Genomic DNA, 20,477 nt, shown 5'->3' with positions numbered 1-20,477 from the left:
GGTCAATAGGTCCGAGGTGGAAGCGTGGTGACACGTGCAGCTGACGGATACTAATCAATCGAAGTCTTAACTATAAAACTTCGTGGAAAGAATGTTCGTTTTGAATGATGTTGTCTTATCCAGTTTTGAGGGTTCACCTCAATTACAAAATGATCTGGTGGTGTTGGCGAAGAGGCCACACCTGTTCCCATGCCGAACACAGAAGTTAAGCTCTTCAGCGCCGATGGTAGTCGGGTCGATCCCCGTGAGAGTAGGACGCTGCCAGGTTTAGAATTATTCCACCGTAGCTCAGAGGTAGAGCAATCGGCTGTTAACCGATCGGTCGTAGGTTCGAATCCTACCGGTGGAGCCAATTGCTTCCATAGCTCAGAGGTAGAGCACTTCCATGGTAAGGAAGGGGTCGCCGGTTCAAATCCGGCTGGAAGCTCTGCAGAAGTTAAAATTTCATGGCCCGTTGGTCAAGTGGTTAAGACACCGCCCTTTCACGGCGGTATCACGGGTTCGAATCCCGTACGGGTCACCAACATTTATTTTAAGTATTCAAAGTTGGAGGATTAGCTCAGCTGGGAGAGCACTTGCCTTACAAGCAAGGGGTCGCAGGTTCGAGCCCTGCATCCTCCACCATATTGCCGGCCTAGCTCAACTGGTAGAGCAACTGACTTGTAATCAGTAGGTTGGGGGTTCAAGTCCTCTGGCCGGCACCATGAACTAATTATTTTCATATGGAGGGATAGCGAAGTTGGCCAAACGCGGCGGACTGTAAATCCGCTCCCATCGGGTTCGTAGGTTCGAGTCCTACTCCCTCCACCATTTATTTTTAAAAGAATGAGGATAAATAAATAAATTAAGTAAAGGCTATATATTATTGGGCCATAGCCAAGAGGTAAGGCAACGGTTTTTGGTACCGTCATGCGCTGGTTCGAACCCAGCTGGCCCAGCCATTTTCATATAATAAGCAGTGCTTTTTTTTATTTTGTATGAAAACAAGGTAGGAATTACTTGTAATATAGTAAGTATTCAGAATTGAATGTATGAGAATTTTCTTAAGTTATGAGCCATTAGCTCAGCTGGCAGAGCATCTGACTTTTAATCAGAGGGTCGGAGGTTCGAGCCCTCCATGGCTCACTCATTATGCGGATATTGCCCTATACTCTAGAGCAAGTCCGCTGTATTATTAATAATAAAATGCATTCCCATTTTAGTTGCGGGAGTAGTTCAGTGGTAGAACACCACCTTGCCAAGGTGGGGGTCGCGGGTTCGAATCCCGTCTCCCGCTCCATATATTAGGGGCCTTAGCTCAGCTGGGAGAGCGCCTGCTTTGCACGCAGGAGGTCAGCGGTTCGATCCCGCTAGGCTCCACCATACATAATTACAAGTAACTCTTTTAATATAAACTGACATCCATTTAGGATGTCAGTTTTTTTCATTATATAGTGCTTACCACTATCTTCTGGGAGGATTGAATGTGGAAAGTATAATGGATATACAAACAGTCGCAGATACTGTTTACTCTTTTGTAGACGTTTTATAATTAAATACTCGCAGCATTCACGCATATATATGCACAAATTTGTCTGGTTGAGTCATTGTAGTGAAAGGAACTACAATGATAGTAGATAGATGAGGAGGAATGATGGATGGACAAAAAGTTATCAATTATTGGCGTACCAATGGACCTCGGTCAAAACCGTCGGGGAGTAGATATGGGGCCAAGTGCCATAAGATATGCAGGTGTGGTAGAACGATTAGAACAATTGCGGTTAAATATAGAGGACCTGGGAGATATTGAGATTTCACGTCCTAATCCGAATAATGATCAAAAGGTGGATAACCTGCGCAATTTGCAGGAAATAGCGGAAGGTAGTCTTCGTTTAGCGGAGAAGGTAGATGAAGTAGTTCAACAAGGGAGCTTCCCACTTGTATTAGGAGGCGACCATAGCATTGCAATGGGAACTTTTGCAGGAATTTCTAAACATTATGAAAACCTGGGAGTCATTTGGTATGATGCCCATGGAGATTTAAATACAGGGGACAGTTCACCTTCAGGTAATATCCATGGTATGCCTCTGGCTGTGAGTTTAGGGATTGGGCATGAAAAATTAACAAATATATTAGGTTACACCCCTAAAATTAAGCCGGAGAATATCGTTATCGTGGGAGCACGGTCGTTAGATGAAGGGGAAAAAGAGCTTATCAAAGATAAAGGCATTAAAGTCTATACTATGCATGAAGTAGATAAAATGGGGATGCCCACTGTTATTAGTGAAACAATGGATTATTTAAAAAATCGTACTGATGGTGTACACTTAAGTTTAGATTTAGATGGACTTGATCCTCATGAAGCCCCTGGTGTAGGAACACCTGTTATCGGAGGTTTAAGCTATCGCGAAAGCCACTTAGCAATGGAAATGCTGTCCCAGTCTCAAATGATTACATCAGCTGAATTTGTTGAGGTTAACCCTATTCTTGATGAGAAAAATAAAACGGCTGGTATGGCTGTTGGATTGATGGGGTCATTATTGGGAGAGAGTTTAAAATAGAAGGAACGTATATTATTATCAGCAGCTAACCTTTCGAAAAGGGGGTTGCTGATCCTTTTGTTTTATTTCTTCGTATTCATTCAACAAGAAATCAAGTTTTGCACTTACATAGACAACATGTTTAGAAGTTAAAGAATAACGTTTGGCTAAACGATTCATATCGTTCCGACAATCTTCAATTTCATTTAATAGTTTCCTTTCATTTTTCATAATTTTTCACCTCCTAAGAATTTACTTCAATTTATTATTTATTATCCTATTCTATTATACTCTAAACATTTTTTTAAAAACATAACTTTTTTTTGAAACCTTTTTGCGGGTAGTTACGTATAGGTTGACAACCGCATAAACGGCGGAGGTATTAACAAATGGAAACCATGATTAAGAAGAAAATAAAAGAGGTAAAAAAAGGCGATCAATCTGCATTTGAAGATGTGGTTTCATTTTATCAAAATAAAGTGTATCACATTTGTTATCGTATGATAGGGAATTCATATGAAGCAGAGGACCTTGCTCAGGAAGCCTTTATACGCGCTTATACAAATATTGCTAGTTTTGATGAGAATCGTAAATTTTCTACGTGGCTTTATCGAATTGCAACCAACTTAACAATTGATCGCATAAGAAAAAGAAAGCCAGACTACTATCTAGATGCAGAGATAAAAGGCACAGATGGCTTAGATATGTACTCACAATTGGCAGTTGACCAAGCGTTGCCGGAAGAAGAAGTGGAAAGCCTTGAATTACAAACCCACATTCATCGTGAAATTCTGGCTCTGCCGCCTAAATATAGAAGTGTTATCGTTTTGCGGTATTTAGACGAGTTAGCCCTTCAGGAAATCTCGGAAGTTTTAGATATTCCAATTGGGACGGTAAAGACAAGGGTACATCGTGGCAGGGAAGCCTTAAGAAGAAGGCTTCGTCATGTGTAAAGGAGTTGAGAGGGAATGAATTGTAATAGAGAAGCTGTAATGCTTATGCATAAGTATTTAGATGGAGTGCTAAATAAAGAAGAAGAGAGACGACTGCGAGACCACCTTCAAGCTTGTCAAGCCTGTCAAAACCATTTTCACGAATTAAAACGTACTATTACCTTAATTAAAAATACAGGACCCGTGTCAGCACCCAAAGATTTTACAAGTAACGTGATGGCTAGTCTTCCTAAAGAGAAAAAGCAAAAAAACTATTTACGAATGTTACAACACCATCCCATTATTACGGCAGCAGCGATATTTTTTATATTAATGTTCAGTGGTATCTTTTCTGCATGGAGTCAGGATCAACAAGTAACAGTTTCCAAACAGGAAAATCTCAGGATTCAAGACAATACAGTCATTGTACCTGAAGGTGTAACAGTAGACGGCAATTTAGTTGTACGAAATGGAGATCTTAAAGTCGAAGGTAAAATTGACGGAGATATTACGTTAATTAATGGAGACTTTGTAACAGATAACCCAAGTAACGAATTATCTAATGGTGAAAATTATCAAGCATATGCAAGTGGAGAAGTGAAAGAAGTCAACCAAGTGTTTGAGTGGATGTGGTATCACACGAAAAAATTCGTAACGGATATTTTCTCTTTTGGTTCTAGAATAGATTGATGACCACTGTGATTAACTCATAGTGGTATTATTTTGTCTGTTGTTTTAATATGTGTAAAATTGGATGTGTGATATAATAATACAGGCTACAGAAACTTTTATAGTAGTTTAATTTCTGCAAAAAAGGAAGTGTAAGCATGCTTGATGGGGGACTGGATTTTCTAGATGTTTTTTTGATTGCCATTGATATTGCCCTTGTCTGGTTTGTTGTATATAAATTAATCATGCTAATCCAAGGAACGAAGGCCGTTCAATTATTAAAAGGGATCTTCGTTGTATTAGGTATATGGTTATTGAGTAATTTATTCGGACTTACCACACTAAGATGGCTGATGTCACAAGCGATTACTTGGGGTTTCCTCGGAATTATTATATTGTTTCAACCTGAATTACGTAGAGCACTGGAACAGTTAGGCAGAGGCAGTTTCTTTAGCCGTACAACGGCTGAGGAAGAAGATACTGAGAAGTCAATTCAAGCCATTATTAAGTCGTGCAATTATATGGCAAAGCGCCGAATAGGTGCCCTAATAACAATCGAAAGAGATACAGGTATGGGTGATTATGTAGAAACCGGAATACCTGTTGGCGGTCAATTGACAAGTGAATTATTAACAAACATATTTATCCCGAATACACCATTACATGATGGTGCTGTGATACTTAAAGATGACGAAATCGTAGCTGCTGCATGCTATTTACCTCTATCAGAAAGTCCTTTTATTTCAAAAGAACTAGGTACGCGGCACAGAGCTGCTATGGGCATCAGTGAAGTTACTGATGCAGTTACTATTGTTGTCTCTGAAGAAACAGGAGCCATTTCCTGTACAAAAAATGGCGAGTTACACAGACACCTTGACCAAGAAACGTTACAAGATATTTTAAGAAGTGAACTGGATTTTGGCTCTAAAACCCCTGCCACAAAAACTTGGAATTGGAGGGGGAAAAAGAATGGATAATTTATTTAAAAATAAATGGTTTATCCGAATTATCTCATTGCTTTTAGCTGTACTCCTTTGGGTATCTATTAATGTGGATGACAATATGGACAGTGACTCCCAGTGGTTTAACAATACTTCTTCCGAAACGGAAGTAATGAATGATATACCGTTGGAGGTGCAATTTGATAGTGAGCAATATGTTGTCAGTGGATTACCGCAAAATGTAGCGGTGGCTGTAGAAGGACCTAATGGTGCTGTAGCACCTGTTGTAAGGCAGCAGAATTTCACAACCTTTGTTGATCTTAATGGATTAGAACCAGGGACACATGAAGTTTCAGTACAGCATTCTGGTATATCGAATCAATTATCGATAAGTATTGAACCGCGTGTTGTAGAGGTAAGGATAGAGGCGAAAGAAACTCAAGATTTCCCGGTTAGTGTTGATTACATTAATGAAAGAAATATCGAAAATGATTATACAATTGGAGAGGCCGAAATTGACCCAGCAGAAGTGACGATCACGGGTTCTGCAGGTGCCATTGATAGAGTAGCTTCCGTTAAAGCAATTATTGATGTAGGGGAAGCGGATGGAACAATTGAAGATTTTGAGGCACCAGTGAAAGTTTACGATGCCCAAGGAAATGAATTAAATGTATTGTTAGATCCCACATCCGTGAATGTAACGGTTCCCATTACAAAGCCAGAAAAAGAGGTACCCATTTCATTTAAACCAGAGGGTGAAGCTCCAGATGGGGTGGTCATCGATTCAATCTCATCGGAAACCGACAGTGTTACGATCCATGGAGCGAATGATGTTTTAGAGGAAATAGAAAACTTTGAAGATATCCCTGTTGATGTTACAGATGTAACCGAGAACGAAACTGTAAATGTCGATATTCCATTACCAGATGATGTTTCAAGTGTAGACCCCGAGTTAGTTGAGGTTGAAATTGAAGTTGGAGTTGGAGAATCTAGTGAGGAAGAGACGTAATAATAAAATGGTGTATCTCATTTGGAAACAAATCAGTGGGTTACTATGAAAGAGAGGTTGTTTAAAATGGGTAAATACTTTGGTACTGACGGTGTTCGAGGTGTGGCCAATAAAGAATTGACACCAGAACTTGCCTTTAAATTGGGCCGCTATGGCGGTTACGTATTAACGAAAAATATGGAACGACCAAAAATTTTAATTGGACGGGATACACGTATTTCTGGAGAAATGTTTGAAGGTGCTCTGGCAGCTGGATTACTTTCTATTGGTGCAGAAGTAATGCGTCTTGGCGTAATCTCAACACCAGGTGTGGCCTTCTTAACGAAAGCTTTGCAAGCAGAAGCGGGCATTATGATATCTGCTTCTCATAATCCGGTAGAAGACAATGGCATAAAGTTTTTTGGATCTGATGGATTTAAACTAACAGATGCACAGGAACAGGAGATTGAGGAGCTTATAGATTCCAACGAAGATACACTACCTCGGCCTTCAGGAGCAGATCTTGGTCAAATTAATGACTACTTTGAAGGCGGCCAGAAATACATGCAGCATCTAAAACAAAGCGTAGACTATGATTTTGAAGGTCTACATATCGCTATTGACTGTGCTCACGGTTCGACATCATCTTTAGCATCACACTTGCTTGCTGATCTTGAAGCAGATATATCATCAATTGGATCATCTCCGGATGGCCTTAATATAAACAAAGATGTGGGTTCTACCCATCCTGAAGCATTACAGCAACTTGTAAAAGACAAGAATGCTAATATTGGACTTGCTTTCGATGGGGATGGTGACCGACTTATCGCTGTAGATGAAAAAGGTGAAATTGTAGATGGTGACCGAATTCTTTATATTTGTGCTAAATATATGAATGAAAAGGGTATTCTAAATCATTCTACTGTTGTATCCACAGTCATGAGCAACCTTGGATTTTATAAAGCGATTGAAGCTCAAGGTATGAAGAGTGATAAAACAGCGGTAGGAGACCGTTATGTGATGGAAGAAATGCGGCGAGGAGGCTACAATTTAGGTGGTGAGCAGTCGGGTCACATTATTTTCTTAGATCACAACACAACTGGTGACGGAATGTTGACGGCACTTCAACTTGTTAATGTTTTAAAAGAGACAGGAAAACCATTATCTGAGCTTGCATCTGAAATGGAAAAGTTTCCTCAGGTTTTAAAAAACGTACGCGTTATTGATAAACAAGCTGTTCAGACACACCCTCGTGTTCAAGACGTCATTCAAGCTGTAGAAGAAGAAATGGGTGACAGGGGTCGTGTGCTTGTTCGTCCTTCAGGTACAGAACCACTTGTGCGTATTATGGTTGAAGCTCCTACGGAAAAACAATGTGAAACTTATGTGAATAAAGTTGTAGAAATAGTTGTAGAAGAGTTAGGAATGAAGGAATAAACTGAAAATATGCGCAAGTGGAGCACGAATGTCTCACTTGTGCATACTTTGTGAATAAGCATAGATTAATAACAATTGACCCGTTGATGTATTTTCGGGTAGAATGAAGCATAGCCTTGAAAAATTAAACTAATCAAGTTTGCTAAACCAAACGTTAGGTAAAATTAAGTAAAGGCCTTTATTCAAAGATAGATAAGGAGGATTGAAATAATAAAAGTTTGATAAAGCGCCAGGGCTGTGCAAAACGAAAAATGCACAGTTGACGAGGAGGAGGTTCATCGAGTGTTCGGCGGATGCCTCCCGGTTGCCACACTTCAACCGTTCGTTCGTATGTTAAATCAAAGAGGCGACTCTTTGCCCAAATCATATGAATCAAGTAACCATAAAAAGTTAACGGGAAAGGGGCGAATAACGGCCCCTGTTAACAATGACCGTTGTTTGCTCCTTTCTTGAATATAGGAGGACAACAATTATGTGTGGAATTGTAGGATATATTGGACAAGAGGATACGAAAGAAATTTTATTAAATGGATTGGAAAAACTTGAGTATAGAGGATATGATTCTGCAGGAATTGCTACCCTAAACGGAGGCGTTAACGTCTCTAAAGTGAAGGGACGAATTGCTACATTAAGAGAAGCAGTCGATGAAAACATCCACTCTACTCTTGGGATTGGGCACACTCGCTGGGCAACACACGGTGCTCCTAGTGAAGAAAATGCTCACCCTCACCAAAGTTCAACTGGTCGTTTTACAATCGTTCACAACGGAGTGATTGAAAATTATGTGGATGTTCGTGATGAATACCTTACCGATGTTGAAATGAAGAGTGAAACGGACACAGAAATCATCGTTCAACTCATTGAAGTTTTAAATAGTGAACTTCAAGATGTAGCGGCTGCTTTTCGTAAAGCTGTAAATCTTCTGTCAGGTTCTTATGCCATTGCTCTGATTGACGCTCAGGATGAAGAAACTATCTACGTTGCTAAGAACAAGAGCCCGTTGCTTGTTGGTCTTGGTGAAGACTTTAATGTGGTAGCTAGTGATTCTATGGCAGCATTACACGTAACTGATCAATTTCTTGAACTAATGGATAAAGAGACAGTAACTCTTCGACGTAACGAAGTAGTCATTGAAGATCCTAATGGAGAAATAATGTCACGTGAGCCATTTACAGCGGAACTTGATGCAACAGATATTGAAAAAGGCACATATCCACACTTTATGCTAAAGGAAATTGACGAACAACCATTTGTCATTCGTAAAATTATTCAAAAATATCAGGATGAGAACGATGATATTAAACTGGCGCCTGAAATCCGTGAAGCGATGAGAAACTGTGATCGTATTTATATCATTGCTGCGGGTACAAGTTATCATGCCGGACTTTTAGGGAAACAGTTTATTGAAAAATTAGCGAATATTCCGGTAGAAGTACATGTGGCAAGTGAATTTTCATATAATATGCCGCTACTATCTGAGAATCCTTTATTCGTTTATATTTCGCAAAGTGGTGAGACAGCAGACAGTCGTTCTGTACTTGTCCAAACTAAAGAACTAGGTCATCCAGCACTAACGATTACCAATGTACCTGGATCCACCCTTTCCCGTGAGTCAGATTATACAATGCACCTACATGCAGGTCCTGAAATCGCTGTAGCATCGACAAAAGCCTATACTGCACAAATGGCAGTTCTTGCTATTTTAGCTGTAGACACGGCCCGTGCTAAGGATATTAAACTCGACTTTGACCCAATGAAAGAGTTGGGAATTGTTGCAAATGCTATGGAAGCTTTAACCGATCAGAAAGAAGCGATAGAAGATTTGGCTAGTGAATACTTGCCAACAACTCGGAATTGCTTTTTTATCGGTCGTGGCGTAGATTTTTATGTAGGCCTAGAAGGTTCATTGAAACTAAAAGAAATTTCCTATATCCAAGCAGAAGGATTTGCTGGAGGAGAATTGAAACATGGTACCATTGCACTGATCGAAGAGGGGACACCTGTTGTTGCTCTAGCAACACAGGAAAATGTTAATTATTCCATCCGCGGAAACGTGCAAGAAGTTGAAGCACGCGGTGCTAACAGTCTAATTATTAGCATGAAAGGACTAGACAAAGAAGGGGACGCGTTTGTTATCCCACATGTCCATGATTTGCTGACACCACTTGTATCCGTGGTACCATTACAATTAATTTCTTACTATGCAGCACTTCACCGTGATTGCGATGTTGACAAACCTCGTAATTTAGCGAAGAGTGTTACAGTTGAATAATTGATTAAACAAAAAAGTAATTTAGCAATTAAGTTTGCTAGATTGCTTTTTTTTACGTTTTTTAAAATCGTTACAAATTTATTTAGCTTTAATTAGAGAACTATGAATTTTAAGTGTCTAATTTTCTAATAATAATGAAAACTAAAGTTAAATACCTTAGATGTTCAAGAAGTACATATTGAGGAGGGAATCACTTGTGATAATTACAATTATTATTTTAATATTCTTCTCGTTTTTCTTTTCAGGGAGTGAAACAGCGCTGACAGCTACCAATAAAATGAGGTTGCAAACGAAAGCGGATAATAATAATAAAAGGGCAGAGAAACTTTTACAATTAGTTTCTAAACCGAGTGAATTTATAACTACTATTTTAATTGGAAACAACATCGCAAATATATTGCTTCCGACACTTGTGACAACGCTTGCGATTCAATATGAATTTAGTATAGGACTTGCTTCAGTGATTTTGACGATTACGATTATCATCTTCTCTGAGGTAATTCCAAAATCAGTAGCTGCAGCATTTCCTGATCGTATTTCCCTCCTCATTTTTCCAGTCATCCGATTTTTTGTTATTGTATTTAAACCGTTAACAATTGTGCTTAATTGGATGACGGGATACCTTACTAGAGCTCTTTCTAAGGGTCAGACCAAGGGGTTATCCATTTCCAAAGAAGAACTGCGAACGATGGTTGATATAGCTGATTCTGAAGGTACATTTCTCCCAGCAGAATCGCACCGAATTAAGGGAGTACTTGACTTTTATAACTTAAATGTAAAAGATGTATTGAAAACACCTAGGGTCGATGCAATTGCTCTTCCGAAAAAAGCAACGTTTGAGCAAGTAAGGAATGTGGTGATCGAAAGTCCATTCACGAGATATCCTGTCTACGAAGATGATATTGATGATATTGTGGCTGTCTTCCATTCAAAATATTTATTATCGTGGTCTGTAGAGCCAGAGAAGCCATTCGAAGCATTTTGTGATACTGATCCTTTAATTGTGTATGAATTTCATTTAATTGAATGGGTCTTTCGTAAAATGACGAAGGAGAGGAAACATATGGCCGTTGTGCTAGATGAATACGGAGGAACTGAAGGTATCCTAACCCATGAAGATGTGATTGAGGCAATGATTGGTTTGGAAATTGAAGATGAGATGGACCTTGAAAGTGAAATGCTTATTGAAAAGATTACGGATAATGAGATGATCTGTGATGGGAAAATTACGCTTCATCGATTGAATTCTTTATTTGGTTCAAAAATTCCAGAAGAAGAGGATGTGTTGGCTGGATACTTACTTAAGGAATGTGAAGATTTTCCTCAAAAAGGTGAGGTCTTAGAAAGGAATAATTTAAAGTTCAAAATATTGGAGATTGAAGGTAGAATGATTCGTAAGGTTCAGATTACTAAACAGAGTAGTTAAAAAATTGCACTTTCTTTAAATGTAAAAAACATCTGTTATATGGGGCATTAATTTGACGTGAAAAAAAGACAGCTGTGGCTGTCTTTTGGAAAGTATCTTATCCGATAAGGTGGTTTAATATATCGCTAGTATATTCTTTTGATACATAGGGTGACGTCATAGCGGAAAGAAGTGCACCATAATTCAAGTCAAACATTACCTCGTCTCCCACCTGTAGATTTGTATTTTTTATATTAAGAACAGTGTGGTCGCTGCTCGATCCAAGAATATCAATCTTCAATCTTGGGATAAGTCCTGATACAAGAACATCTTGAGAGCCTACTCCAACAATGGCTCTATTCATTTGACCGAGATCTTGAAAGTGAGGTTTATTTCCAAAGGCATCCTGACCTAATTCTCCATAGGGAACGGATGGCTTAGTTTTGACTTCAATAACTTCAGTAATGAAAGTAAAAGCATCTGTATATAAACCCGGAATCGTTTTTCGATGTAACGTTTCGCAGCCTAAGTAGATAGATTCACCTAACCTTAAGTTATTTATTTTTCCTATGTTTCTTGTAGACATAAACCAATTGTAGTTAGCTGAGTTACCGCCTGATATAAAAGAAAGAGGCAACATGAAGTTTGCCTCAATGTGGTCAACTAGTGAAGATAATTGTCCCATATTTTTTTCACTAGGTTGGACTCCTCCAAAGCAAGCAAAGTTAGCACCTACACCAACAAGCTCAATTCCAGAGAGATTCAAGACTTCTTGAATAATATCGTCTAGATTTTCAGGCATAATACCTTCGCGTAAGTCTCCCATTTCAATCATAAGAATAATTTTATGACGAATACCTTGATGGTTAGCTGCTGTTGATATTCTTTTTATGACAGCTAGTTCTGTATTCATACTAATATCTGCATACTTTACGACTAGTTCAACCTCGCTAATAGATGGTGTCCTTAATAAAACAAATTGTGCTTTGATTCCTGCTTCACGCATTCTCATAATGTTTCTTAATTTCGAATCTGCGAGTATATGAATGTTTTGGTTTGCAAGGGCTTCTGCGATGGCTGGGTCGCCGCAGACTGTTTTTGTAACTGCCATAATATCGATACCTCTTGCCCCATATAGTCCCTTTAATTTCCTCGCATTATAAGCAAGCTTTGAAAGGTTAACTTCGATTCTGGGTGTGGAAAACTCGCTCAATTAACAAGCACTTTGTTCTTTTTATTCCTTAATTCAGGGAAACTTTGAAAGATGCTTGTTATTAATTTGTTACATCCGTGTGTAAGTACGTCAGTGCTTGGGAGATTCAAATCTTTTTCGTTATCTATAACAGCCTGTTGAATTTCTTGGTCTGTCATCTGTTCATGGTTAATTGTAGTAGCAATAACTTTTGACTTTGAAAAAGTTTCTATTAGTTGTATTTCACTCTTTAGGCTTGGCATTTTCATGTAGTCAAAGTCACCTAAAAATTCCCGTTTTGGAGCGTGTTGAACAATAACGGCATCGGGTCTTGAACCTCTTATAATGGCACAAGAACTAATATAAGCAGGGTGGCTTATCGCACCTTGACCTTCAACGATAATAATATCAGGTTTTTCATTTTCATAGGCTTTCATGATTTCATTTTCAATTTCACCAGTCATAAACTGAGAAGGGATAGCATCAATTGCAATACCGTATTTAGCTCCCTGAATTAATCCAGTTTGTCCAGTTGCTACAAGTACAGCATTTAATCCTTCTTTAATTAAAGCTTCTTCAAGAAGTACGGAAGTCGTTCGCTTACCAATAGCACTATCGGTTCCAAGCACTGTTATCACTGGTGTATTAATGCCAAGAATCCGTCCTGAAAAAAGATGCATGTCCTTTTTCAGAGGAGGCTTTCTTACATCATTTATGGTAACTCCGTGCTGTTCGGATCGCTTAACAAATTCCTCATCATCAGAAAAGAATTCATGAAGTGTGTTAACGATGTTCATACCGTTGGCCATTGCGTGTATAACGATATTTCTTTCATCATTTTTCAAAAAGGCTTCAGAAGGAGCAATGCCATATATGAATTGATGGGGAATAGTAGACAGGTTTTCTAGAGCTTCATCAAGTGTTGCAAATATTGGAATACCATTTTTTACGCCTTCAAGAATTTCACCAGAATCCATGCCAGCTTTTGTGCTATCAATTACACCCAAAATCTGATATTTCCTCGAACTTCTAATAAGTCCGTTAGCCGTCTTACCATCCATTGTCCCAAATTTACTTTCACAATAAAGAATAGCTGTTTCCTTCATTTAAATACCCTCTCTGTTATACAGTTGATTTGAAGTAAAAAATTACCAATTATACCAAATAAAAAACACCGTTGCAATAATCAGGAAACAAGCAGGAGATAGCCAATACGCTGAAAATGCAAGGTGTTCTTTTTTAAGGACCAACTTTTCTTACTTCATGTTCTCATTATAGCACATTTATCCTCATTTGAATTAATTTCCAAGGATAACTTAAAAAATATTTTTTTTGTAAAATGAATTTCTTACTTATCTTCTTCTTTATATATGAAGTAATCAAAATCAGCAGGCACACTTCTTCCTGAAGTATCTTGACACTGCATTCCAACGAATGCTCCTGTAAAGAAACCGCCACCTTCTATATAATCATCTGATAGTTTGTAAGAATGTAAAGTGAAAGGCACTTGATTCCATGTTTCACCATCGAAAGAGTAGGAGTAATGATACGTATTTGTTTCCACGGTTACTCTAAGATAGACATAATCTAATTCATCAGGAATAACAATTTTGTCAGTGAGAGGCTGGTCAAAAGTAAAGTTATCGCACGTTGTTAGATCGAGAATTCTTCCTTTTTCTTCATCCCAAGTAACTTGAAAAGCTGTCCAGTTTTGCGTGTTATAATAATTTACTAGGCCAGCTGCTTGTTGAAAAGTTTCTGGTCTGAAATCAACTTTTGTTTCTGCATAAAAGTTAAAGCTTTGCCAGCGCCTAGCTACGTAAGCCTGAGTGAATTGAGAGGTTAAAGATTCCTTTCCATAAATTCGTAAGTGTCCAGGATTATCTTTAAGTGAAATGATCTCCTCATCGAGAGGTATTCGTAATGATTGAAAGTGATGATTTAATGTGTGCGAATCAAAATTGTCTTGGTCTGGGTAATCTTTAGCCCATTTTGTTTCTTTAATACTAGGCCCTGAAATTTCTAAGGAAGGTTGGTTCCCTCCAACAATATAAGGCCAGTCATTTTTCCAATCCATACGCTGAATGGCTGTTTCTCTCCCTAATGGGCAATAACCTCTAGGATCAAGTAACGCTTTGTCTTCTTGTGGAAGGGGACGACCTGTTAAGTGAACAAGGAACCACTCATCTGTATGCGTTTTCACTATGGATGCGTGACCTGCTTTTTGAAGTGGATTCCGAGGATAAGGCCACGTTGTGATTAGTGGGTTATCGGGATGAACTTCATAGGGTCCCCTTAAGTTTATAGAACGTGCTATAGTAGCTTGGTGCTCATATTTGGTTCCGCCTTCAGCAGTTAAAAGGTGATAATATCCATTTATTTTATATAAGTGAGGAGCTTCAGTAAGTTTAACATCTGTTCCCTTAAAGATGATTTCGGGTGTTCCAATTAATCTTTGCTCGTTATGACAATATTCTTGAAGTACAATTCCATAAAAGTCATGGTTGCCTACGCGGTTATCCCATACCATATTCACGAGGTACTTTTTCCCATCATCATCATGGAATAAAGAGGGGTCAAATCCTGAGCTATTAAGGTGGGTAGGTTCGGACCACTCGCCATCAATTGTGTCACAGGTAACTAGGTAGTTATGGGAATCTTTCCATTGCCCGTTTACTACTTTGACATCTGAATAGATTAGCCAGAATTGCCCGTCATGATAGGATAAGGCTGGAGCCCAAACGCCACCGGAATCAGGATTTCCCTTCATATTTAACTGGCTTAACCGGTTTAATGGTCGGGAAATTAAATGCCAATTATTTAGATCTTTAGAATGATAGATCCCAACTCCAGGGAACCACTCAAAAGTAGAGACTGCAATATAGTAATCTTCTCCGGCCCGACAAATACTAGGGTCGGGATTAAATCCTGTTAAAATTGGGTTATGAATAGTTGACATGGTTACATCTCCTCTATAAAAAATTTATTTATTTACTAACATATGAGAAGTTTCTTGATGCATCTTATCCTTTAGGAAGTTCTCAAATGTAAAAGCAGCTACTCCTAGAGCACTTGAATGTGTGTTCAACTCTGAAAAAATGATTTGTAGTTCATGCTGCTGAAACCATAAAGCATTCGCTTTTGTTCTTTCAAGTAATGGTTGTTCAATCCAATCTTTTGCTCCAACTAATCGATTACCTATGATTACTTGTTTAGGATTAAGAGAATTTATAATATTTGTAATCCCAGCACCTAGGTAATTGCCTATGGTTTGAAATGATTCGATAGCGTGTTTATCACCTTTTTCTGCTAATTCAATCATTTTATCCAGAGTATCTTCATCTTCTGTAATCCCAAAATCGTCTGCCTGCTGGATTAAGGCTTGTTCAGATGCATATAATTCCCAACAACCTTTATTTCCGCATCTACACCTCATTCCATTAACCTCGATTGTCATATGCCCCATCTCACCTGAAAAGCCATTCATCCCTCTGTATAATTCTCCGTTCAAGACAAGTCCAACACCAATACCTACTCCTACACTTACATAAACGATATCTGTTTCTCTTTTTCCTCGTCCAAATTTCTTTTCTCCATAGGCGCCTGCATTGGCTTCATTTTCAATAATAACGGGACATTTATACACGTTTTCCATGGTTTCTTTTAATTTAACATTCTGCCATCCAAGGTTAGGTGCGAGCAAAACTTCACCTAGTTTATTAACTGATCCAGGAACACCTATTCCAATCCCTACGATATTATATTTACTAGCAGGAGCGGTAGAGGTTAAATCGTCAATTACATTCATTAATTTATGTGTTAGGTTCTCAAACGATAAGTTATGGAAGTTAATTGATTTTTCATTGCAAATATTTCCTTCTAAATCTGTTAATATTCCTAAAATATAATTAACACCAATATCAATCCCAATAGAATAACCCGCACGTTGATTAAACAACAACATAACAGGTCTTCTCCCGCCACTTGAAGCCCCAGGACCTTTTTCATAAATCAACTCTTCATTCAATAACTCGCTAACTTGAGAAGATACTGTTCCTTTATTCAATCCAGTTTTATTAGCTATTTCAGCTCTTGAAATAGTGGATTCTTTCAATATTGTTTCTAATACAATAGATTTGTTTCCATTTTTAATTGTGTATTGATTCCAAGTCGTATTTTTAAACATAATGATCTCCATCACTTTCAGTTTTTTTTAGTATAGCACGAAAAACTTAGTTTATCCACTGGACAAACTAAGTTTTCTCTGGTAATCTTTTGTTAAACATTCTAAATGAATGTAATACAAACTAACTAGGGGGAGAATCACATGTCTAAGAAAGCGATTACGTTGTTTTTGTTTATTTCTTGTTTTGCTTTGTTTTTAGTAGGGTGTGGAGATTCAGAAGAAAGTAGCTCAAGTTCTCAAGATGAAAAAACTATCGAGTTCATGCATTTATGGCCTGAAGGAAGCTCAGCTGAACATAACAAAATTGTAAGCGATATCATAGCTGACTTTGAAAGTGAAAATGAAGGCGTAACTGTTGATCTCGAAGTATTGAGTAATGAGCAATACAAAGATAAATTAAAAGTATTATCTGCATCAAATGAATTACCTGATGTTGGTATGACTTGGGCTGCAGGATTTCTAGACCCATATGTTGAAGCGGATAAATTTGCTTCATTAAACGATGTGGTAGAAGGGGAATTAAGCGATACTTTCGTCGCTGGTACTACAGATGCTTATTCAGTCGATGGCGAAACTTATGGTCTGCCGCTGGAATTAAATATTGCTAATATATTTTATAATCAAAAGATTTTTGATGAACATGGTTTAGAAGAACCTCAAACTTATGAGGAATTACAAGAAGTTGTTACTACACTAGATGAAAACGGCGTGGCACCTATTGCTTTAGGTAATAAAGACCGTTGGACTGGTTCGCTTTGGTACATGTATTTTGCTGATCGTATTGGTGGATCTGATGTATTGACGGAAGCGATTAGCGGTGATGGTTCTTTTGAAGATCCATCGTTGGTTCAAGCTGCTGATGAAGTGCAAAATCTAGTAAATATGAATGCCTTTAATAATGGAGCTAATGGACTTTCTGATCAAGAAGCGAAAAGTATGTTTATGAATGAACAAGCTGCTATGTATCTAATTGCTACATGGGATCTGCCCAATTATACAACTAATGAGGAAGTTCCACAGGAATTTAGAGACTCAGTAGGATATTTTGATTTCCCTACTGTTGATGGAAATGGAGATCAAAGCAGTTATGTAGGTGGTCCTGGTGTTGGACTATTTGTAGCCGAGGAATCAGATGTTAAAGATGAAGCGAAAGATTTTGTAAGCTTCTTTGCACAGGAGTGGGGAGAGAAATCCGTTACTGAGGCTGGTGTCATTCCGGCAAGTAAGGTAGATGCTGAATCTTTAGATTTACCTCAAATGTATGTAGATGTATTGGATGATTTAAATAACGCGAGTAATCTTACTCTCTTTGCTGATGTCCAAATGAGTGCGGATACCGCAGAAGTTCATTTGAGCCAAATTCAAGCATTATTTGGTAATCAGGTGACACCTGAAGAATTTGCTGAAGCACATGAGGAAGCGCTCTCGGAAGAAGAATAAGTTCCTATAATAGAAAATGTAGTGAAAAAAGAAAAGGGCATTCGATAATGGATTGTCCTTTTCTGCCTGAAAGGGTAAGGGGGGAATGTCATGAACAAAGTGATGTCCAACAAATGGATGATTGCAATATATGTACTACCAGCTTTATTGCTAATTGGACTATTAATATTTATACCATTAATTCTGACAGCCTATTACGGTCTGATGGAATGGAACGGTATAGGAGAAATGAATTTTATAGGGTTAGAAAACTATGTCAATGCTTTGCAAGATATGAAATTCTGGGACAGTGCTCTTCACTCTTTCCTATTAGCTTTATTTTCAACTTTAAGTTTGGTTGTTTATCTAGCTATATCTATGATTCTTGCTTCCAAGATAAAGGGTGCAGATCTGTTAAGAAAAATTTATCTTGTTCCGATGTTATTATCATCTGTAGCCATTGCTCAACTTTGGATAAAAGTATTTAATCCTGCCAACGGAATATTGAATAGGATCCTTATTGGAATGGGTGTGGAAACTCCACCTGCTTGGTTGGCCAATCCAGATATAGTATTATATGCCATCTTTATACCGATCTTATGGCAGTATGCTGGATTCTATATTTTGATTTATTATGCAGCTTTAAAAAATATCCCTGAATCTTTAATTGAAGCAGCAAAGATAGATGGAGCGACACCTATACAAATTGCTTACAAAATAAAGTTGCCGTTAATTAAAGGAATAGTAAAAGTTACAGTTGTTCTGGCTATTGTAGGTTCTTTGAAGTATTTCGATCTAATTTATGTAATGACGAATGGAGGACCTAACGGAGCTAGTGAAGTCATGGCATCGTATATGTATAAACTTGCTTTTAGTTCTAACGACTTTGGGTATGGAAGTGCTATTGGCTTCTTACTACTTATCATTACATTGATCGTTACGGTAATTGTTCGTAAGTTAACAGCGGATAAAGAAGAAATTCAATATTAGAAGGAGTGACCATCATGAATCGCATAGGATATTTGATCCTATATGTGTGTTTGGGAATAGTTGCAATATTCCAGATACTACCAATTATATGGTTGTTTCTATTTTCTTTAAAAAGCAACCAAGAAATATTTGCTGGATCTCCTTTTGCTTTACCAACTGAATGGAAATGGGAAAACTATCTAAAGGTATGGGATGGCGGTATTGGAATCTACTTTTTTAATAGTGTATGGATTACAGTTATATCGATTTTGCTAACAGCTCTTTTAGCAAGTATGGCTACATTTGCAATTACAAGAATGCAATGGAAATTAAATAAGTTAGTATTAGGCCTTTTTATGGTAGGGTTAATGATTCCGATTCACTCAGCCATTATCCCATTGTTCAGTATGTTCTTGAACATTAATTTAATTGATAATCCATGGTCAATTGTTATTACGTATACAGCTTATAATTTACCGATCACCATGATGATTTTACTAGGGTTTTATTATACCTTACCGCGAGAAATTGAAGAGGCGGCGATTATAGACGGATGCTCGATTCATAGAATGTTTTTTCGGATTATCTTGCCGATGACGACACCTGTTCTGTCTACTATTGTCATTATTAATATGATTTACAACTGGAATGAATTTGTATTTGTTAATACATTTATTAGTTCAGATAAATATAAAACGTTGACGGTAGGCATTCAGAATTTTATTGGACAGTATATGACTGATTGGGGTGCTATTGGAGCTACATTGATTATTAGTTTATTGCCAATTCTATTAGCTTTTATATTCTTTAGTAATAAAGTCGTTGAAGGGATTTCATCCAGTGCAGTTAAAGGATAACTAAATAGAATATCTCCACCAGATAATGGTGGTGAGGAATTCTATTTAAATTGTCTCTTGCTTTCTATTTTGTGAATCGCATGCAAACTTAGCCACATGGTTATAAATGCATAGGCGCTTATACCGAAGATAATGGCAAGTGCAGGAATAAATCTCATTACAATAAAGAGGGAAGCAAGACATATCAAGATAAAAAAGCTTTGAATGGGACTAATAAGCATGATTAAGAATGTGTTCTTTAAAATTCTAGTTATTTTTAGATCAAAATGAACGAACACCGGGAAAAGGTAAAACAAAAATAATAAGAAGATTAGCATGAAGGCAAATAAAGGTATGGAAGTCCATGTCAGACTGCCCCCCACATTTAATCTAATGTAGTAGATATCAATGCTGATTAATAGAAAAATAAAGGTGATTAGAATACCTAGCAAATTACTTTTCCAAAAATCAGCTTTGAAATATTTAAAGTAAGAAGAAAAGAGACGAATATCCGTTTTCCCTGTTAACCAGTCTCGGACAATCGCAAACATTGCAACGGTTGATGGGAATATACCAAGAATAACAAAACCAGTAAGTGTAAACAGGATCCATAAAATTTGGATGTAAGCCATTCGGGTAATCCATTCCATTATTCTATAAAGTTTACTTCCGAATAAATTCATTAAAATAGCCTCCAGTAGCAAAAGGTAGC

The 20,477-nt window shown here is 37.8% G+C and carries 17 protein-coding genes, 10 tRNA genes and 1 rRNA gene; 22 read left to right on the top strand and 6 right to left on the bottom strand.

Translation table 11 applies throughout. From position 1 onward, the window contains the following. The first annotated feature begins 153 nt into the window (after window positions 1-153). The 12 genes from rrf to rocF all read left to right on the top strand — a co-directional run bounded on the left by rrf (window position 154) and on the right by rocF (window position 2,540). Window positions 154-267, top strand: a 5S ribosomal RNA gene (gene rrf / locus ACFQIC_RS14140). 10 nt (window positions 268-277) lie between these two features. Continuing rightward, window positions 278-352, top strand: a tRNA-Asn gene (locus ACFQIC_RS14135). A gap of 3 nt (window positions 353-355) precedes the next feature. After that, window positions 356-427 (top strand) — tRNA-Thr (locus tag ACFQIC_RS14130). Window positions 428-448: 21 nt separating this feature from the next. After that, window positions 449-523, top strand: a tRNA-Glu gene (locus ACFQIC_RS14125). Window positions 524-548: 25 nt separating this feature from the next. Next, window positions 549-624 (top strand) — tRNA-Val (locus ACFQIC_RS14120). A 4-nt stretch (window positions 625-628) separates the two neighbouring features. Continuing rightward, a tRNA-Thr gene (locus tag ACFQIC_RS14115) sits at window positions 629-704 on the top strand. A 20-nt stretch (window positions 705-724) separates the two neighbouring features. After that, window positions 725-810, top strand: a tRNA-Tyr gene (locus ACFQIC_RS14110). A gap of 56 nt (window positions 811-866) precedes the next feature. Further along, a tRNA-Gln gene (locus tag ACFQIC_RS14105) sits at window positions 867-941 on the top strand. A gap of 111 nt (window positions 942-1,052) precedes the next feature. Then, window positions 1,053-1,125: transfer RNA gene (locus ACFQIC_RS14100), tRNA-Lys, on the top strand. Window positions 1,126-1,204: 79 nt separating this feature from the next. Beyond that, a tRNA-Gly gene (locus ACFQIC_RS14095) sits at window positions 1,205-1,279 on the top strand. Window positions 1,280-1,286: 7 nt separating this feature from the next. Next, window positions 1,287-1,362: transfer RNA gene (locus tag ACFQIC_RS14090), tRNA-Ala, on the top strand. A gap of 275 nt (window positions 1,363-1,637) precedes the next feature. Then, a complete protein-coding gene (gene rocF / locus ACFQIC_RS14085) occupies window positions 1,638-2,540 on the top strand; it encodes an arginase (protein WP_204709058.1) in 903 nt (300 codons plus the stop codon). An 18-nt stretch (window positions 2,541-2,558) separates the two neighbouring features. Here rocF and ACFQIC_RS14080 read toward each other — a convergent pair whose 3' ends face one another. Next, the gene (locus ACFQIC_RS14080; RefSeq protein WP_204709060.1) at window positions 2,559-2,750 is read right to left on the bottom strand and encodes a Spo0E family sporulation regulatory protein-aspartic acid phosphatase; all 192 of its coding nucleotides are present in this window, start codon (window positions 2,748-2,750) and stop codon (window positions 2,559-2,561) included. Between the two features lie 158 nt (window positions 2,751-2,908). Between ACFQIC_RS14080 and sigW the strand changes: the two genes are divergently transcribed. The 7 genes from sigW to ACFQIC_RS14045 all read left to right on the top strand — a co-directional run bounded on the left by sigW (window position 2,909) and on the right by ACFQIC_RS14045 (window position 11,184). Next, a complete protein-coding gene (gene sigW, locus ACFQIC_RS14075) occupies window positions 2,909-3,472 on the top strand; it encodes an RNA polymerase sigma factor SigW (protein WP_204709062.1) in 564 nt (187 codons plus the stop codon). A 15-nt stretch (window positions 3,473-3,487) separates the two neighbouring features. Next, window positions 3,488-4,141 (top strand): zf-HC2 domain-containing protein, encoded by a 654-nt coding sequence (locus ACFQIC_RS14070; RefSeq protein ID WP_204709064.1) that lies wholly within the window; start codon window positions 3,488-3,490, stop codon window positions 4,139-4,141. 137 nt (window positions 4,142-4,278) lie between these two features. Further along, the gene (cdaA, locus tag ACFQIC_RS14065) at window positions 4,279-5,097 is read left to right on the top strand and encodes a diadenylate cyclase CdaA (RefSeq protein ID WP_204709066.1); all 819 of its coding nucleotides are present in this window, start codon (window positions 4,279-4,281) and stop codon (window positions 5,095-5,097) included. Beyond that, a complete protein-coding gene (locus tag ACFQIC_RS14060; RefSeq protein ID WP_204709068.1) occupies window positions 5,090-6,070 on the top strand; it encodes a CdaR family protein in 981 nt (326 codons plus the stop codon). Before cdaA ends, ACFQIC_RS14060 begins: the two co-directional genes overlap by 8 nt. 66 nt (window positions 6,071-6,136) lie before the next feature. Continuing rightward, window positions 6,137-7,486: a phosphoglucosamine mutase gene (gene glmM, locus ACFQIC_RS14055; protein ID WP_204709285.1), complete on the top strand. Its 1,350-nt coding sequence runs from the start codon at window positions 6,137-6,139 to the stop codon at window positions 7,484-7,486. Between the two features lie 472 nt (window positions 7,487-7,958). Beyond that, window positions 7,959-9,758 (top strand): glutamine--fructose-6-phosphate transaminase (isomerizing), encoded by a 1,800-nt coding sequence (glmS, locus tag ACFQIC_RS14050; protein ID WP_204709070.1) that lies wholly within the window; start codon window positions 7,959-7,961, stop codon window positions 9,756-9,758. 196 nt (window positions 9,759-9,954) lie between these two features. Further along, window positions 9,955-11,184, top strand: coding sequence for a hemolysin family protein (locus ACFQIC_RS14045; protein WP_204709079.1), 1,230 nt, complete (start codon window positions 9,955-9,957; stop codon window positions 11,182-11,184). A 97-nt stretch (window positions 11,185-11,281) separates the two neighbouring features. Here ACFQIC_RS14045 and ACFQIC_RS14040 read toward each other — a convergent pair whose 3' ends face one another. From ACFQIC_RS14040 to ACFQIC_RS14025, 4 genes are all read right to left on the bottom strand, one after another. Next, window positions 11,282-12,376 carry an alanine/ornithine racemase family PLP-dependent enzyme gene (locus tag ACFQIC_RS14040; protein WP_204709081.1) on the bottom strand — a complete coding sequence of 365 codons (1,095 nt, stop codon included), beginning with the start codon at window positions 12,374-12,376 and terminating at the stop codon, window positions 11,282-11,284. Beyond that, window positions 12,373-13,461: a DUF1611 domain-containing protein gene (locus ACFQIC_RS14035; protein WP_204709083.1), complete on the bottom strand. Its 1,089-nt coding sequence runs from the start codon at window positions 13,459-13,461 to the stop codon at window positions 12,373-12,375. The genes ACFQIC_RS14040 and ACFQIC_RS14035 overlap by 4 nt, the downstream gene beginning before the upstream one ends. A gap of 242 nt (window positions 13,462-13,703) precedes the next feature. Next, on the bottom strand, window positions 13,704-15,314 hold the full coding sequence (locus ACFQIC_RS14030; RefSeq protein WP_204709085.1) for a glycoside hydrolase family 43 protein: 1,611 nt from the start codon (window positions 15,312-15,314) through the stop codon (window positions 13,704-13,706). 24 nt (window positions 15,315-15,338) lie between these two features. Then, complete coding sequence (locus ACFQIC_RS14025) at window positions 15,339-16,541, bottom strand: ROK family protein (protein WP_204709087.1); 1,203 nt, start codon at window positions 16,539-16,541, stop codon at window positions 15,339-15,341. A 141-nt stretch (window positions 16,542-16,682) separates the two neighbouring features. Between ACFQIC_RS14025 and ACFQIC_RS14020 the strand changes: the two genes are divergently transcribed. From ACFQIC_RS14020 to ACFQIC_RS14010, 3 genes are all read left to right on the top strand, one after another. After that, entirely contained in the window at window positions 16,683-17,981 is a 1,299-nt protein-coding gene (locus ACFQIC_RS14020) for an extracellular solute-binding protein (protein WP_204709089.1), read from the top strand. Window positions 17,982-18,071: 90 nt separating this feature from the next. Then, complete coding sequence (locus tag ACFQIC_RS14015; protein WP_204709091.1) at window positions 18,072-18,950, top strand: carbohydrate ABC transporter permease; 879 nt, start codon at window positions 18,072-18,074, stop codon at window positions 18,948-18,950. Window positions 18,951-18,964: 14 nt separating this feature from the next. Further along, window positions 18,965-19,786, top strand: coding sequence for a carbohydrate ABC transporter permease (locus ACFQIC_RS14010; RefSeq protein ID WP_204709093.1), 822 nt, complete (start codon window positions 18,965-18,967; stop codon window positions 19,784-19,786). A gap of 41 nt (window positions 19,787-19,827) precedes the next feature. On the opposite strand, the gene ACFQIC_RS14005 is transcribed toward ACFQIC_RS14010, so the two are convergent. Beyond that, window positions 19,828-20,448, bottom strand: a complete 621-nt coding sequence (locus tag ACFQIC_RS14005) for a YesL family protein (RefSeq protein ID WP_204709095.1) — start codon at window positions 20,446-20,448, stop codon at window positions 19,828-19,830. Between the last annotated feature and the right edge of the window lie 29 nt (window positions 20,449-20,477).

Origin of the sequence: Halobacillus seohaensis (genome assembly GCF_042663045.1) — a bacterium.
GTDB classification, from domain to species: Bacteria; Bacillota; Bacilli; order Bacillales; family Halobacillaceae; genus Halobacillus_A; species Halobacillus_A seohaensis.
This window is presented reverse-complemented; position numbering and strand designations above follow the sequence as displayed.